The following is a 16,133-nucleotide window of genomic DNA, read 5'->3' as shown; positions in this document are numbered from 1 at the left end:
AAAACAATATTAGTATGTCAATATTAGAAATGAAAGTTCCTTCACCGGGAGAATCTATCACAGAAGTAGAAATTGCAACGTGGCTTGTACAAGACGGTGATTACGTAGAAAAAGACCAGCCTATTGCAGAAGTAGATTCTGACAAGGCAACTTTGGAACTTCCTGCAGAGCAAAGCGGAATTATCACTTTGAAAGCTGAAGAAGGAGAAGTAGTGCAAGTTGGACAAGTGGTTTGTCTTATTGATATGGATGCGGCTAAACCAGCAGGTTCTGCAGCTCCAGCTGAAGAAAAAACTAAAGAAGAGCCAAAAGCAGAAGTTAAAAAAGAAGAACCAGCTCCGGTAAAAGCTGAAGCTGCTAAAACAGAAACTTATGCTTCTCAGACACCTTCGCCTGCTGCCAAAAAAATCCTTGACGAAAAAGGTATCAGTGCATCTCAGGTTCAAGGCTCTGGCAGAGACGGCAGAATAACGAAAGATGATGCTGTAACAGCTTCTGTTCCTGCGATGGGAAGTGCGCCTGCTGGTGGAAACAGAGCTCAGACAACTACAAAACTTTCAGTTCTTAGAAGAAAGATTGCTGCAAGATTGGTTTCTGTTAAAAATGAAACGGCGATGTTGACGACTTTCAACGAGGTGGATATGTCCGAGATCTTCAGAATCAGAAAACAATACAAAGAAGAATTCGCAGCTAAACACGGTATCGGACTTGGATTTATGTCTTTCTTTACAAAAGCGGTGACGAGAGCCTTGAAGCTTTATCCGGATGTTAATGCTTCTATCGACGGCGATTTCAAAATTAATTATGACTTTGCTGATATTTCTATCGCAGTTTCCGGACCAAAAGGTTTGATGGTTCCTGTTCTTAGAAATGCTGAAAATATGACGCTTAGAGGTGTTGAAGCTAACATCAAAGATTTGGCGACTAAAGTTAGAGATGGTAAAATTACTGTTGATGAAATGACTGGTGGGACTTTCACGATTACAAACGGTGGAACTTTCGGTTCTATGATGTCAACGCCAATCATCAACCCACCACAATCTGCGATTTTAGGAATGCACAACATTATCCAAAGACCAGTTGCAGTAGACGGACAGGTGGTTATCAGACCAATGATGTATGTGGCGATGTCTTATGACCACAGAATCATCGACGGAAAAGAATCCGTAGGTTTCTTGGTTGCTGTGAAAGAAGCTATTGACAATCCGGTAGAATTCCTGATGGATGGTGATGAAAGGAAAGCATTGGAATTGTAAGAAATTACATTCAACATAAATTAAAAGAGAGCAAAACTTGCTCTCTTTTTTATTATAATTTGATGAATATTACAGTCTTTTATTTCTTATTTAAAATACTCAACGCCATTTTTGAAGATATTGTGGTAATTAGCAGTAGGGATATTTTTAAACAAACCTTCTGCAAAACGTTCCGGATGTCCCATTCTTCCGAAAATCTTTCCGCAAGGACTGGTAATGCCTTCAATTCCGAACAATGAGTTGTTTGGATTGAACGGCATTCCGTGAGCAATGTTTCCTTCTAAATCTAAATATTGAGTAGCGATCTGTCCGTTCTCATATAAATTCTTAATCTCAGCTTCCGACGCCATAAAACGACCTTCACCGTGAGAAATTGGAATTGTATAAACTTGGTCTTTCATTCCTTTTAACCAAGGCGATTCGTCATTCAGAACTTTCACATTCACCATTTGAGAAATGTGTCTTCTGATAGCATTGTGCGCTAACGTTGGTGAATTTTCATCCAGATCTTTGATTTTTCCGTAAGGCAATAATCCTGATTTTAACAAAGCCTGAAACCCGTTACAGATCCCGATAATCATTCCATCTCTGTCGAGCAATTCGTGAACTGCCGTTCTCATCTTTTCATTCTTCAAAACATTCACGATAAATTTCGCAGAACCGTCAGGTTCATCACCTGCAGAAAAACCTCCTGAGAATGCTAAAATTTGTGACTGTTTAATTTCTTCAACCCAAGCATCAATGCTTTCATCCAGCACCTGATGATTAATATTTTTAAACGGTAAACTATTGACAATCGCACCTTCTTTTGCAAAGGCATTCAATGTATCATATTCACAGTTTGTCCCTGGAAACACAGGAGCAAAAACTCTTGGCTGAGCGATCTTGTGTTTCTTAAGAATTATATTTCTTGGGTTGACTGAATTTAATTTTTCATCCAATGCAACCGTTATTTTTTCTTTTTCAACTGTCGGGAAAAGATTTTCGAAAGTATTGGTGTTTCCAGCTAATAATTTGTTGATGGAAGTTTGAAGATTGTTGATGGTTAAAACTTCATTCGCAACAACTTGACCTATCAATTGAAGATTTACAGAACTTAATTCTTCTTTAGATTCAATAATTAAGCTACCAACTCGCTTACTGAGCAATGCCGAAGCATCATCTACTGTAATGTCTGCGCCTAATCTGTTTCCAAAGCTCATTTTTGCTAAAGCAACCGCTACTCCGCCTTCTTTTACTGTTTTTACAGAAACGATTTTTCCGGCTTTGATATTTTCGAAAATAAATTCATAAATATTTTTTAAAGTATTGTAATTCGGAAGTCCGTTTTCCTGTGGAATATGATTGAAGAAATACAGTTTATTTCCGGCCTGTTTAAATTCCGGAGAGATGATGTTTTTCTTTTCTCCGTTTGCACAAGCGAAAGAAATCAACGTTGGCGGAACATTCAGATCCTGGTACGTTCCACTCATAGAGTCTTTGCCTCCGATGGCTGCCAAACCGAAATTAATCTGCGCATCGTAAGCTCCCAACAAAGAAGCCAATGGTTTTCCCCACTTTTCAGGATTCTGACCTAGTTTCTCAAAATATTCCTGGAAACTGAATCTGATATTTTTATAATCGCCACCCATTGCAACAATCTTCGCAACACTTTCTACAACCGCATAAGAAGCTCCCGACAAAGAATTCTGTTTAGAAATCTCCGCATCAAATCCCCAACTCGCCAAAGAAACCGTTTCAATATCTTTTGCTCCCAAAATCGGCAATGTCTGAACGCTTCCTTCCATCAAGGTCTGCTGATATTTTCCACCTAGAGGCATTGCAACCGTAGTCGCACCAATCGATGAATCAAACATTTCCAGCAAACCTTTTTGAGAAGCAACATTTTTATCAGATAAAATCTTCAGGAAATTCTCTTCGTTGAATGCAGGAGCTTCCTCTTTTACTTCGTTAAGATGCGTAATTTTAACTTCCTGACTTTTTGAACAACCGTTCGTATCTAAAAATGCTCTTGAAAGGTCAACAATTTTATCGCCTTTCCAGAATATCTGCATTCTTCCTGAATCTGTTACTTTTGCCACCTCAACAGCAACAATGTTTTCAGCTTCACAGAATTTGATGAATTTTTCTTTATCTTTTGGTTCAACAACAACTGCCATTCTCTCCTGAGATTCAGAAATGGCAAGCTCGGTTCCGTTCAAACCTTCATATTTTAAAGGCAAAACATCAAGATTAACTTCCAAAGAATCTGCGATTTCACCGATTGCTACAGAAACACCTCCTGCTCCAAAGTCATTAGATTTTTTAATCAGTCTCGTTACTTCGGGGTTTCTGAATAAACGCTGGATTTTACGTTCTTCAACGGCATTTCCTTTCTGTACTTCAGAACTCATCGTGTGAATTGAAGTTTCGTCCTGTTCTTTCGAACTTCCGCTTGCACCTCCAACTCCGTCACGACCTGTTGCTCCTCCTAAAATAATGATTGAATCACCATTTGCAGGTTTTTCACGTCTTACCCAATCTACAGGAACCGCTCCGGCAACGAAACCAACTTCCATTCTTTTCGCTTTGTAGCCTTCGTCATAAATTTCAGAAACCATTGTTGTCGCCAAACCGATTTGGTTCCCGTAAGAGGAATATCCGTTTGCAGCCTGCTTCGTGATTGTTTTTTGAGGCAATTTTCCCGGTAAGGTTTTATCAACCGGTTCCAAAACATCCGCTGCACCCGTTAATCTCATCGCTTGGAAAACAAAAGAACGCCCAGACAAAGGATCTCTGATCGCACCACCTAAGCAAGTTGAAGCACCGCCAAAAGGTTCTATTTCTGTCGGGTGATTGTGGGTTTCGTTTTTGAATAATAAATACCACGGTTCTTTTTTACCATCGTATTCAGTTTCAATCTGGATGGTACAAGCGTTGATTTCATCTGAAACAACCAGATTCTCCAAATTCCCTGTTTTATGGAAATATCTTCCGCAAACCGTTGCCAAATCCATTAAAGAGATTGGTTTCAATTCGCGTCCTAAGAATTTTCTTTTTTCGATATAATCATTGAAAATGGTTTCCAATGTATGTTTAAAATGTCCTTCGAATTCAATATTTGACAACTCTGTTTCAAACGTTGTGTGACGACAGTGGTCGCTCCAATACGTGTCTAAAACTTTAAGTTCAGTTTCTGTTGGGTTTCTCTGTTCCGATTTAAAATATTCCTGAATAAATTTTAAATCATCCAAACCTAATGCAAAACCGTGATTATTAAAGAATTCTTCAAGCTGAGCATCATCAAAATTGATAAAACCTTCGTGAACAATCACTTTTGAAGGCGTTTCTTCCTCAGGAATATCTAAAATTGATAAATCTTTTTCCTGAGATTCTACTTTATTGATGAGCAAGTCTTTGATTTTTACTAAATCCGATTCGGAAACGCCTTCAAACTCGATTAATTTCCCGCTTCTTACTTTAGACTGTTCATTTCCAGTCAGTAAAGCAATACACTGCTGCGCAGAATCTGCACGCTGATCGTACTGTCCCGGTAAAAATTCTAATGCGAAATGAGTTCCTTTTGCAGGATTTTCTTCGATTAAAATATCCGTAACCGGATCTACGAAAGTACTGTTAACTACCTTTTCGAATTCACCGCCATTTAATCCGAAAATATCGTACACGTTGTATACTTTTACTTTTTGGATGGACGGAATAACCGCTTTTACTTCATCAAAAATTTTTGGACTTTCTACATCGAAAATTCCTCTTTTTTCTACGAAAATTCTTTTATTCATTTTTACTTTTTATCGATCATAGATTAATGGTGGAAGAATGTTTTCACCAAATTTTGTTATATCATAATGCTTTAATTCTAAGATTTCATCTTTTATAGCCATAGGGTAATAAATAGTGTAACCTTTTGAAATATATAGTTTTATGTTTTCTTTTGAAGGTATTTTTAAGACCTCATAATTATCAGTATTATAAATACATTTATAAGCATGGTAAAAACCTCCGGCAACCAATATTTTTTTTTGCGCTTTCTTATTGATAAAATTCTGATGTATTTTTTTTGTGTAATCTAGAAAATCATTTTCCATTTTTTCATTAACAAAGACACTGCCTTTTAACTGAATCTTATTCAGACTGATATATCCTGTAAATGGACTAATTATTATTAGAAAAAAAACTACTTTTTTAATTTTATCTGATATCAGGATTGTGTTCAGTATGATAATTAAAAATGGAACTAACGGAAGATTATAATAACTTTCAAATGGGAATCTGAAATAAACTATACTAATCATTATTATTACCAAAAGACAAAAAGTTAATAATGCTTTGTTTTCCTGGAGTTTAAGTCTTATTTTTTTAAAATTAATAAAAGCATATAAAATTGAAATCAATATACCCAAAAAACCAAAGAATCCATACAAGTGAAGAGTATAAAGACTTATTATTGCCTTAAAATCCGGTAAAATCCAGATTTCAGACGGAAATAGATTAAGCCCGTATTTTCTGAAAACAACTATAAAACAAATCCCAAATGTAAATGCCGAGACAATGAAAAATAATGTTATTTTAAATAAGTTTTTTTCTTTTACACTATATAATATCAAATATAAAAGCGGTAGTAATAAAACTATATTGGTGAATCTTGTAGCAACCATTAATCCTATAAAAATTCCGGATATTATATATTTATTTTTTAAAAGATTGTAAGTTCCAGCCAGCAGAAAAAATATGCTCCACATATACTCCATGTTCACTGTGGATGCTATAAAAATCCCCTGTGTAAATGCAAGAGCAATAGTACTCAGCATTTTATTTTTGAGATTAAAAAAATATAAAATTTTATAGAAATAGACCATTGCAAATGCAGAAAATATTAATGTAATAATATTTATCACCCACCATAATTTCGGTCCTAGAAAAGCGGCAGAATATTCTGATAATGGATATCCCGGTAATCGGGAGGCAGCATAAACTCCAGTTCTGGATATTTCCTGTCCGGTAAATAAAACAAGCCAATTATCGGGGTCTACACCAGGACTATTCCAAATAAAAGGAAGTCTGGAGATTATAGTTATTAAAAAAATCAGAAAAATATTAATTTTATCCTTCACTGTTATTAATAAAAAATGCAGCCGAAAAGACTGCAGACTGTTTTATACTTTAAGGTCGGCTTCCAGGCCGATCAAATCCTGATTCGCATCAATAACCGGCTGAACTTCATTCGCAATGAATTCCTCTGTCTGGATTGGCGCAAAACCAATGAAATTTTTTGGATCCAAAACTTCTTTTAATTTTGATTTATCAAGTTTTAATGAATCGTCATTTAAAATTCTTTCGATCAAATCATTTTCTTTTCCTTCTTCTTTTACTTTTTTGGAAGCTTCCATCGAATGAACTCTGATTACTTCGTGGATTTCCTGACGGTCGCCACCAGCTTTTACTTCCTCCATAATGATATATTCTGTTGCCATAAACGGCAATTCTTCCATAATATGTTTGTTGATTCTGTTCGGATAAACCACGATTCCGTTCATAATATTGTTCCATATTAATAGAATTGCATCAACAGCTAAAAATGCCTGAGGGATCGTCAATCTTTTGTTTGCAGAATCATCCAGAGTCCTTTCAAACCATTGTGTTGAAGCCACCATTGCAGAACTTGTTGTCAAAGACATTACGTATTTTGCCAATGCTCCGATTCTTTCACTCCTCATTGGATTACGTTTGTAAGCCATTGCCGATGAACCGATTTGATTTTTCTCGAAAGGTTCTTCAATTTCTTTTAAATTTTGAAGTAAACGCAAGTCATTTGTGAATTTATGAGCCGATTGAGCGATGTTTCCTAATAACGCCACAACTTTCGCATCTATTTTTCTATCATAAGTTTGTCCGGAAACTCCAAAAACGTTTTCGAAACCGAATCTTTTTGATAATTCTTTATCTAAATGTTTAACTTTAGAATAATCTCCATTAAAAAGTTCAAGGAAACTCGCTGCAGTTCCTGTAGTTCCTTTTACACCTCTGAATCTTAATGTTTCCAGGAAGAAATCCAATTCTTCAATGTCTAAAACCAAACTTTGTAACCAAAGTGTCGCTCTTTTTCCTACTGTCGTTAACTGAGCCGGCTGGAAATGGGTAAATCCTAAAGTCGGTAAATCTTTGTACTGAATCGCAAAATCAGAAAGATTTTTCATCACGTTCACCAACTTTTTCTTTAAAATTAAAAGTCCGTCACGGATCTGAATTAAATCGGTATTATCTCCTACAAATGCCGAAGTAGCTCCCAAGTGAATAATTCCTTTGGCAGAAGGTGCTACATCACCATACGCATGGACATGAGCCATGACATCATGACGGAATTTCTTCTCATATTCTGCGGCAATCTGGTAATCTATGTTTTCCACGTTGGCTTTCAGCTCTGCGATTTGTTCGTCTGTGATGTCCAGACCAAGATCTTTTTCAATTTCAGCAAGTGCTAACCAAAGCTTTCTCCAGTTCTGAAACTTATTGTTGTGCGAGAAATTAAACAGCATTTCTTCACTGGAATAGCGTTCTTCCAATGGATTTTTGTAGGAATTCATTTCTTTCTTTTTACTTTTTAGATATCACAAAATTAAGAAAATTAACCGATTGGATAAAATCTAATTAATATTGAATTTGATTTAACTTCAATATGATTTCGGAATCCAATATTCGGCTAGATATTTGTATTTTATCTTTAAAAATCGTGGAAATGGTGTCAAAAATTACGTCAGAAATAAAAGTTAGCGTTACCGCAGAGTATGATAGCTTTAACAGTTATCCTTCTGAGAACCGGTTTGTTTTCAAATATAATATAGAAATTCAGAATCTTGGGACAGAAACTGTAAAACTTCTTAGCAGAAGATGGATGATCTATGATCTTGGATTTGGTTTTACGGATGTAGAAGGTGCGGGCGTGATCGGTTTGACACCAATTCTTGCAACAGGCGAAACGTTTACCTATTTTTCCAATGTGATTCTGAAATCAGGTGTTGGGAATATGGACGGTTCTTATCAATTCGAAAGTTGTACAAATGAGAATTTTACGGTTGAAATTCCAAAATTCAATTTAGTTTCCGAAGTTTTGAGTAATTAATTTAATAATTATAGAATCTTGATTTTTTTGTTAAAAACTTCACGTACTTCATCATTCCTTGTGATGAAAAGTCTTTGGAAACTTAATAAAGAAATCTTCGCACATACTTCCGCATCTGCATCTGCACGGTGATGATTAAAATTGATCTGATGATGGTCTGCCAAACTTCTCAGACCATAACTTTTCAGATCTTTCCATGCTTTTTTGGCAACGCCTATGCTGCATAGATAGTTGATATTCGGTTTGAAAAATCCATAATATTCCAGACATCCTCGCAAAACAGCTGCATCAAAAGCTGCATTATGAGCGATAATCAGATTGCCATATATCAGGTTTTCTATCTCGTACCAAACGTCGGCAAAAGTGGGAGAGTGCTGCACATCTTCAGGCGTGATACCATGAACTGCTGTATTATGATAATTAAAATATGGGAAAGAAGGTGGCTTTATCAGCCAGGATTTGGTTTCTTTGATCAGACCATTTTCCACAATACAAATCCCTAACTCGCAGGCGGAATTTTTCTCATGAGTCGCTGTTTCAAAATCTAAAGCAATAAAATCCATCTTAATGATTTTTAGAACCTAAAAAATGTCTGAAAATCAACCATTTTGATTGATAGTAAGGATCGATCTGTTTTTTTTGCCTCAATGCAATCGATTTCGGAAGCTGCCAATAAAATCCGACATGTGATTTGAAAACTGCCCAAAGATGCTTCCACCCGTTTTTATAGGCAAAATATAAACCAGCAATTGCATCCAGGGATAATCGGAAAAATAAAATAAAGAATGCTTTGGAGGAGGGTAAATTCTTCAGCATCATTGTCAGATTATTTCTGAAATTAAGATATGTTTTTTGCGGATTTTGTTTGTTCAGTGTTCCGCCGCCGACATGATAAACTTTGGATTTTCCGGTGTAATAAATTTGTCTTCCTGCATTTTTCAATCTCCAGCAAAGATCTATTTCTTCCTGATGGGCAAAAAACCTCTCATCGAAACCATTCATGTTCCAAAAATCCTCTGAACGGATGAATAGTGAACAGCCGGAAGCCCAGAAAATTTCGGTTTCGTCGTCGTATTGTCCATTATCCGTTTCAATATCATCGAAAATCCGTCCTCTGCAATACGGATAGCCGAGATTATCAATCAAACCGCCACCAGCACCAGCAAATTCGAATTTATTTTTTTGATTATAATCCAGAATTTTCGGTTGGATTGCAGCGATATTTAGATTTTCGGAAAATAGTGTTGTAATAGGTGAAATCCAGTTTTCTGTCACTTCCACATCGGAATTCAGTAAACAGTAAATATCAGCCTGTATTGATTTTAAACCTTCATTGTATCCTTTTGCGAAGCCTGAATTATTTTTGTTTTGAATAATATTAACAGTAGTAAAATAAGACCTCAAAAAATCAACAGAATTGTCTGTTGAAGCATTGTCGATGACATAAATCTGTGCGTCTGCGGAATATAAAATAACAGATGGAAGAAATTTCTCCAGCCAGTTTTTTCCGTTCCAGTTCAGTATGGCAATTGCTACAGTCATTATTCTTCGTAGGTTTTTATAGCATCCTTATATTTCCATCTTCTGTGCGACCAAAGCCAGTTGTCCGGTCTTTTCCGGATTGTATTTTCCAACAAACCATGGAACTTTTTTACGACTTCATGTTCCACAAATTTTTCTCCATCGGGATAGATTCTGTGATAATTGACTTGATAAAATCCACGTTTGACCTTCTTCATCTCGCAATAGATGAAAACCATGTCCATCCTGGTCGACAATTTATCATAACCAATAAAAGCAGGAGTTTTCTGATTCAAGAATTTCAAACCATAGTTAACGTGAGAGACATGTGGTGTCTGATCCGCAACAAACATATAAATAGAATCTCCATTGTTTGGTGTACGGAAAATATGTTTGATAACTTCATTGGCCTCCAGCGATTTATTATTAAATCTGTTTCGGATCGTTTTGATTTTCTTTTCCCAGAATCTGCTGCTCATTTTCCGGTAGACGGGATGACAATCTTTTTGGGGAACAATAGTTGCCAGTGCATTAAACCATTCCCAATTGAAAACATGGCCGGAAAGAAGGATGATGTTTTTGCCTTCTGCCTTTGCCTCGTGAAAAAGTTCCTGATTCAGATGTTGCATTCTGACCCGTGATTCTGTCTGGCTGATTGTAAAAGCTTTTAGCATTTCTGCCAGATAATCACAAAAATTTGAAAAGAACTTTTTTGAAATCTTTCTTATTTCCTGCTTAGATTTCTCAGGAAATGCATTTCTCATATTTTCTAGGACGACGGCTTTTCTGTAACCAATGAGATAATAATTAAGAAAAAACATTATGTCAGAAAACCAATATAATATCCTGAGAGGAAGACGTGAAATAAGTAATAATATGCTAAATAGAAATTGATTCAATGTATCATGAATATTGGCAAATATACTGAAAAATGGCTGGATTTTTGATTAACTTTGATGTTTAATTAAATCAAGTATCAATAATAATGAGAAAATCTGTAAAGAGTTTGTTGTTTTTAGGAAGCATTTTATTATTTTCTCTGACAAACGCTCAGACTAAAGAGAATACTTTAACTAAGGAGCAGTTAGAAGCGAAGAAAAAAGCTGTAGCTGAAGAAAATGCCAAACTTCCCAAACCTTATCATCCTGAAGCTAATGCGGAAACGGATATTCAAAATGTTTTGAAGCTAGCAAAAAAAGAACATAAGAATGTGCTGATACAAGCAGGTGGAAATTGGTGTATCTGGTGTCTGAGATTCAACAACTATGTCCAGAAAACACCAGAGCTGAAACAGATTGTAAATAAGAATTACATCTATTATCATCTGAATTGGTCGCCAGAGAATAAAAATGAAAAAATCTTGACTAGCTATGGAAACCCAGGCGATAAGTTCGGCTATCCCGTTTTTATCATTCTGGATGAAAATGGAAAGCAACTCCATACGCAGGATAGCGCAGTTTTGGAAGAGGGAAGTGGCTATAGCCTGACGAAGGTAAAAGAATTCTTCAATTCCTGGAGACCAACAACTTCTTCTTAATCCCGAACTTTACACAACCAAAAAAACCACTTCGATTGAAGTGGTTTTTTTTATTTGAATCTTATTTTTGATTAAGCTTCTTCAGTTTTAGGTGCTTCTTCTTTTTTAGCAGGAGCAGCTTCTACCGGTGCATCAGAAACGATATCAAACTCATAGTTATACTCAACATTTCTGTGAAGTCTAACGTTAGCTGAGAATTTACCTGTTCTTTTAATTGTGTTACCAGGGATTTTGATGTATTTTTTATCAACTACTACACCAGCTTTTGCTAAAGCAGCAGCAAGGTCGGCATTATTGATAGAACCGAACAATTTATCACCTGTACCTACTTTTGCAGGAATGGTGACAGAAGTTTTCTTCAATTGATCTACAACAGCGTCAGCAGCAGCAACCAATTTAGCTTCTTCTTCTTTTCTGGATTCCAAAGTAGCTTCTAATTGAGCTTTATTCTTTGGAGTTGCCAATAATGCAAAACCTTGAGGAATCAGAAAGTTTCTTGCATAACCAGGTTTTACATTTACTGTATCAAACTCAAGTCCTAAGTTTTCTACATCTTTTTTTAGGATAATTTCCATTGTTGTTGTCTTGTTTAGATTCTAGAAGTTAGAGGTTAGAATTAAGACATTAGAAATCTAATATCCGGATCTTTTATCTAATATCTAAAAACAGTTAGAATTAATTAATTTATTCAGCAACAAAAAGCCAGAAGCTACCGCTAATGGCTATTTGTAATTTTTTTCTTATTTCAATAAGTCAGCTACATAAGGCATCAAAGCAAGGTGTCTTGCTCTTTTGATAGCAGCAGATACTTTTCTTTGATATTTAAGAGAAGTTCCAGTATATCTTCTTGGTAAGATTTTACCTTGTTCGTTAACGAACTGTAAAAGGAAGTCAGCATCTTTATAATCTACGTGCTTGATTCCGAATTTTTTGAATCTACAATATTTCTTTTCAGATTTTGTATTGATATCAAGTGGAGTGAGGAATTTCACTTCTGATTCGCCTCCGGCAGAGGCTTGTTTTGCCATATCGTCTATTGCCATTGTTTTAAATTTTTTAAGGGTTAATGAATTAAGCTTTTGCAGATTTTAGTTTGCTTCTTCTTGTTACTGCATAATCCAAAGCATGTTTGTCAAGTTTAGTCGTTAGATAACGGATCACTCTTTCATCACGTTTGAAAGCAGTTTCTAGGTCTGCAACCACAGTTCCTTCTCCTTTGAATTCGATCAGGGTATAAAAACCATTCTTTTTCAATTGGATAGGATAAGCCAATTTCTTAAGTCCCCAATTTTCTTTGGCAACGATTTCGCAATTGTTTGAAGTCAATAGATCTTCAAATTTTTTCACTGCTTCCTCCACCTGAGCATCAGATAGAACGGGAGTTAAAATGAAAACAGTTTCGTAATTGTTCATAATGTTAATTAATTTTAATTAAAAATTCGAGTTGCAAAAGTACAACTTTTTTCTGAATTACAAATATTTATAACAAAAAAATCCCGCCGGATAGCGGGATTCAAATTATAGGATCAATTTTTATTTCTTGATAACCTTTGTAGAAGTAGTGGTTCCGTCTGTCAAAGTAGTAGTAACTACATAAACACCAACGTTAAATTTGCTGAAATCGATTTGAGATTTTGCTTCATTCAATTCATTTGTAAATATCTGTTTGCCTGCAGCGTCAAATACTTTCACGGATTTTATTTTTCCTTGAGCTTCGATTGTAAAGATGTCTTTAACAGGGTTCGGATAAGCTTTGATTGCTTTCTTGACTTCAGAAACGGCTAGTACGGACACATTTACGCTGTAGTCTTCTGCCTGTCCATAACTTGCTCCAATACATGGATTTAAAAGATTGGAAACATCTTCGCCTTCATCATCATAGATTTTCTTTATTCTCATCCTGGTACTACCGATAACTGCATCTGAAGGAACACTGATGGAATGTGTTACCTGCTGTCCGTCTGCACCGGTAGAGTTAGTAAGAGTCTGTGTTACCTCGTATACTTCTCCGGCGTCATTTAAAGTTCCGTTTTGATTCCAGTCTATAAATACTGCAAACTTGCTGGTGTAATCTCCGTTTGTATTTCCTTCCAGTGTTATGGTATAAGAATTTCCAGGATTAACGCTTGCAGCTTGGTCTAAGAACATCTCATGTGGTGTTTCTAATGCATCTGGATCAGTCGGATTATTAATCCCTGCAAAATTTACTAAAGTAATAGGTTCTGTTCCGTCCAGTAGAATGCCGAGAAAATCAACTTCGAAAGTCAGAGGGCCACAATAAGGAGGTATAGCGCTTGTTGTAAAAGAAGAAACGGTACATCCTGTTGCAGCACCTGCAGCATTTCTAGGTGCGATTTTCCAATAATAAACTGTGTTTAAAGCAAGATTGCTTGTTACTGTATAACTTGTACCCGTTACATTGCTAACTAATGTTGTAGGGTTAGGATTGGTGTCCATATAAAGATCATAAGAACTTGCACCGGCAACTGAAGCCCAGGATAATGTAGCGTTAGCAGCAACGCCTGTGGCAGCATTTGCTGGAGAAATAATGCTTGTACAAGAAGGTGGAGCGGTAGGAGCATTTTCAACTTTGATGTTATCGACAAGTAAAACATACATATCGTTACTATTATTAACGAATGCTATTCTAACCGTTTGTCCAGCATAAGCTGCTAAAGGAACCTCCCTGCTGGTCCAAGTGCTGTTCTCACCAGTAGTAGAATATAACTGAACTGAAAAATCAGCTACGGTATTACCACCATTCGTTGATAACATGACCTTGTAGCCATCCCGGTAATCAGGATCCTGAGCTTTCGCATCCCATTTTAAGACCGAAGCTGCTGCTGGTAGTACAATCTGTGGGCTTATCAGCCAATCGTTAGATGCTCCTGCAGGACTATACCATGATGTACTCATCGCTGCATAGTCTCCATCAGGTCCACCATAATTAGGGGTAGGTCCTCCTTTGTCTTTTGAAATCCAGGCTCCTGTAAATCCTTGATCGGCAACACCTTCAGCCGGTGTGCGACCATCCACGTCAATAATTGTCCAGGCAGCGATTCCCGGCCCGTTTCCATCGAAATTTTCTTGAAAAGTTTGACCGAATCCTAATACTGGTATAGCCAATAAAGCTAAATTAAGTAAATGTTTTTTCATAAGAATTATTTTTTTAATGTAATCAAATCTATCGAAATTATTCCGAATAAGCCAAATTTTATTTGTTAAAAATGAATACTTTAACTAAATGATCCGGATTCTTTGAGCTTTTGTAATTCTAATAATTTATTGCCATTTTTTCATTTTTAAATAATTTTTTTATTGCTGAAAATTTTTTTTAATGTTAAATTCTGAGAATATTATTTTTTAATATCACTCAGAAAATTGACTTTTAGTTCCTCATATAAAGAGTGACGGCTCACTAAAAGAGAAAATATAGAGGACATCATTCCCGCCAGCATCAGGTGGAAAATCAAAGAATGCCGGTCTGTCATTTCGAGAACGAGAATAGCGGATGTAAAAGGTGCTCTGGTAATCCCGGTAAGGAAAGCAACCATGCCTGCAAGAATCAGAACATTGGTTTCGTTATCGGACAGATTCATAATTTCTGAAAACACGCTTCCGATTGAAGCTCCTGTAGATAATGCTGGCGCAAAAATCCCGCCCGAACCACCGGAAGTGAATGCCAAAGCAGGTCCAAGCATTCTGAGAATGGGAACATACCAAGCTTCGGTTTTATTGTCGGTAAAAAGAACGCGCTCTATTATCTCTTTTCCCGAGCCTAAAATATCGCGATTAATAAAATAAGCAATTGTAGCCACAATCAATCCGCAGATCAATAGAAAAATAATGTTGGAAAAGTCTGTTTTTAGTTTTTTCTTCAGCCTGTTGATTTTCAGCATTGCAACAGAAAGCTGACTGCTGAGAATCCCTGCAATTCCTGAAACAAAAATAATCGGAAACATAATCCATAATGTTACACCTTGCGTTTTTGGATAACCGAGATACAGATAAGAGCCAGCCAGAGTTTGCGCCGTAAGTCCTGCGATAATAACCGCTGTGAAAAGTGCTGTCTTAAAATAACTGATATGCGTTTTGGATAATTCCTCGACGGCAAAAACTATTCCTCCCAAAGGTGTGTTGAAAGCAGCTGAAAGTCCTGCTGCTGCTCCCGTCAAAATCATGTTTTTCTTAGAAATCTTCGGCCACCAATCAGGCAGGAACTCATAGACCTTCCTGAAAATGGAACCTGCGATCTGAATGGTCGGACCTTCCCGTCCGATCGCTCCTCCGGAACTCACCAGAACGAAACTGGATAAGATTTTAATAAGAATAATCCTGAAGCTTAGTAATTGATTGATCAGGTGATTGTCTCTCGGGTTGGCTAATTCTACAGCCGCCATCACCTGGGGGATACCACTACCTTTGGCAAAAGGCGAATATTTTTTTACCAGCCACCACGAAATTACAAACCCGGCTGGTGCAAGAACGAAAATCATCCATAGATGCCAGTCAAGGATTTTGTGAAGCATTTGTTCCCCAAAAGCAAAAATCTGAGCATACAAAACAGCAATTAATCCTGTGATGATGGAGCCAATCCAAAAAGGAACTGCCTGCAGCATATTTTGTTTCAGCCGTTCATTTCTGATATTATCAAAAGATGTTTTCAGTATTTTTCTTACATATCGAATGATCTTTTTCATTG

At 36.4% G+C, this 16,133-nt stretch carries 14 protein-coding genes; 3 read left to right on the top strand and 11 right to left on the bottom strand.

Translation table 11 applies throughout. The features are described 5' to 3' along the window. Positions 1-14: 14 nt before the first annotated feature. Positions 15-1,256 carry a 2-oxoglutarate dehydrogenase complex dihydrolipoyllysine-residue succinyltransferase gene (gene odhB / locus BUA97_RS15315; RefSeq protein ID WP_072999908.1) on the top strand — a complete coding sequence of 414 codons (1,242 nt, stop codon included), beginning with the start codon at positions 15-17 and terminating at the stop codon, positions 1,254-1,256. A gap of 86 nt (positions 1,257-1,342) precedes the next feature. Here odhB and BUA97_RS15310 read toward each other — a convergent pair whose 3' ends face one another. The 3 genes from BUA97_RS15310 to purB are packed head-to-tail and all read right to left on the bottom strand — an operon-like array spanning position 1,343 to position 7,837. Then, positions 1,343-5,035, bottom strand: a complete 3,693-nt coding sequence (locus BUA97_RS15310) for a phosphoribosylformylglycinamidine synthase (RefSeq protein WP_072999906.1) — start codon at positions 5,033-5,035, stop codon at positions 1,343-1,345. 9 nt (positions 5,036-5,044) lie between these two features. Next, positions 5,045-6,367 (bottom strand): hypothetical protein, encoded by a 1,323-nt coding sequence (locus BUA97_RS15305; RefSeq protein ID WP_072999904.1) that lies wholly within the window; start codon positions 6,365-6,367, stop codon positions 5,045-5,047. A 42-nt stretch (positions 6,368-6,409) separates the two neighbouring features. Next, positions 6,410-7,837 carry an adenylosuccinate lyase gene (purB, locus tag BUA97_RS15300; RefSeq protein ID WP_072999902.1) on the bottom strand — a complete coding sequence of 476 codons (1,428 nt, stop codon included), beginning with the start codon at positions 7,835-7,837 and terminating at the stop codon, positions 6,410-6,412. A 152-nt stretch (positions 7,838-7,989) separates the two neighbouring features. On the opposite strand from purB, the gene apaG reads away from it, so the two are divergent. Next, positions 7,990-8,373 carry a Co2+/Mg2+ efflux protein ApaG gene (gene apaG / locus BUA97_RS15295; RefSeq protein WP_072999900.1) on the top strand — a complete coding sequence of 128 codons (384 nt, stop codon included), beginning with the start codon at positions 7,990-7,992 and terminating at the stop codon, positions 8,371-8,373. Between the two features lie 8 nt (positions 8,374-8,381). On the opposite strand, the gene BUA97_RS15290 is transcribed toward apaG, so the two are convergent. Genes BUA97_RS15290 through BUA97_RS15280 form a run of 3 tightly spaced genes read right to left on the bottom strand, consistent with a single transcriptional unit; the run spans position 8,382 to position 10,793 of the window. Then, the gene (locus tag BUA97_RS15290) at positions 8,382-8,936 is read right to left on the bottom strand and encodes a 3'-5' exonuclease (RefSeq protein ID WP_072999898.1); all 555 of its coding nucleotides are present in this window, start codon (positions 8,934-8,936) and stop codon (positions 8,382-8,384) included. A gap of 1 nt (position 8,937) precedes the next feature. Then, positions 8,938-9,915, bottom strand: coding sequence for a glycosyltransferase family 2 protein (locus tag BUA97_RS15285; protein ID WP_072999895.1), 978 nt, complete (start codon positions 9,913-9,915; stop codon positions 8,938-8,940). Beyond that, on the bottom strand, positions 9,915-10,793 hold the full coding sequence (locus BUA97_RS15280; protein ID WP_072999893.1) for a lysophospholipid acyltransferase family protein: 879 nt from the start codon (positions 10,791-10,793) through the stop codon (positions 9,915-9,917). Before BUA97_RS15280 ends, BUA97_RS15285 begins: the two co-directional genes overlap by 1 nt. Before the next feature lie 86 nt (positions 10,794-10,879). On the opposite strand from BUA97_RS15280, the gene BUA97_RS15275 reads away from it, so the two are divergent. Continuing rightward, the gene (locus BUA97_RS15275; RefSeq protein WP_072999891.1) at positions 10,880-11,431 is read left to right on the top strand and encodes a thioredoxin family protein; all 552 of its coding nucleotides are present in this window, start codon (positions 10,880-10,882) and stop codon (positions 11,429-11,431) included. 71 nt (positions 11,432-11,502) lie between these two features. Here the strand turns inward: BUA97_RS15275 and rplI are convergent, their stop codons facing one another. From rplI to BUA97_RS15250, 5 genes are all read right to left on the bottom strand, one after another. Further along, complete coding sequence (gene rplI / locus BUA97_RS15270) at positions 11,503-12,006, bottom strand: 50S ribosomal protein L9 (protein ID WP_072999889.1); 504 nt, start codon at positions 12,004-12,006, stop codon at positions 11,503-11,505. A 165-nt stretch (positions 12,007-12,171) separates the two neighbouring features. Further along, a complete protein-coding gene (gene rpsR / locus BUA97_RS15265; RefSeq protein ID WP_027382072.1) occupies positions 12,172-12,474 on the bottom strand; it encodes a 30S ribosomal protein S18 in 303 nt (100 codons plus the stop codon). 28 nt (positions 12,475-12,502) lie between these two features. Further along, the gene (rpsF, locus tag BUA97_RS15260; protein WP_072999886.1) at positions 12,503-12,844 is read right to left on the bottom strand and encodes a 30S ribosomal protein S6; all 342 of its coding nucleotides are present in this window, start codon (positions 12,842-12,844) and stop codon (positions 12,503-12,505) included. Positions 12,845-12,964: 120 nt separating this feature from the next. Beyond that, positions 12,965-14,587 (bottom strand): T9SS-dependent choice-of-anchor J family protein, encoded by a 1,623-nt coding sequence (locus BUA97_RS15255; RefSeq protein WP_072999884.1) that lies wholly within the window; start codon positions 14,585-14,587, stop codon positions 12,965-12,967. A gap of 200 nt (positions 14,588-14,787) precedes the next feature. Continuing rightward, a complete protein-coding gene (locus BUA97_RS15250; RefSeq protein WP_072999882.1) occupies positions 14,788-16,131 on the bottom strand; it encodes a chloride channel protein in 1,344 nt (447 codons plus the stop codon). Positions 16,132-16,133 lie beyond the last annotated feature (2 nt).

Origin of the sequence: Epilithonimonas mollis (genome assembly GCF_900142325.1) — a bacterium.
GTDB lineage: Bacteria > Bacteroidota > Bacteroidia > Flavobacteriales > Weeksellaceae > Epilithonimonas > Epilithonimonas mollis.
The sequence above is the reverse complement of the archived record's forward strand: the minus strand, read 5'-3'. Positions and strand labels throughout refer to the sequence as shown.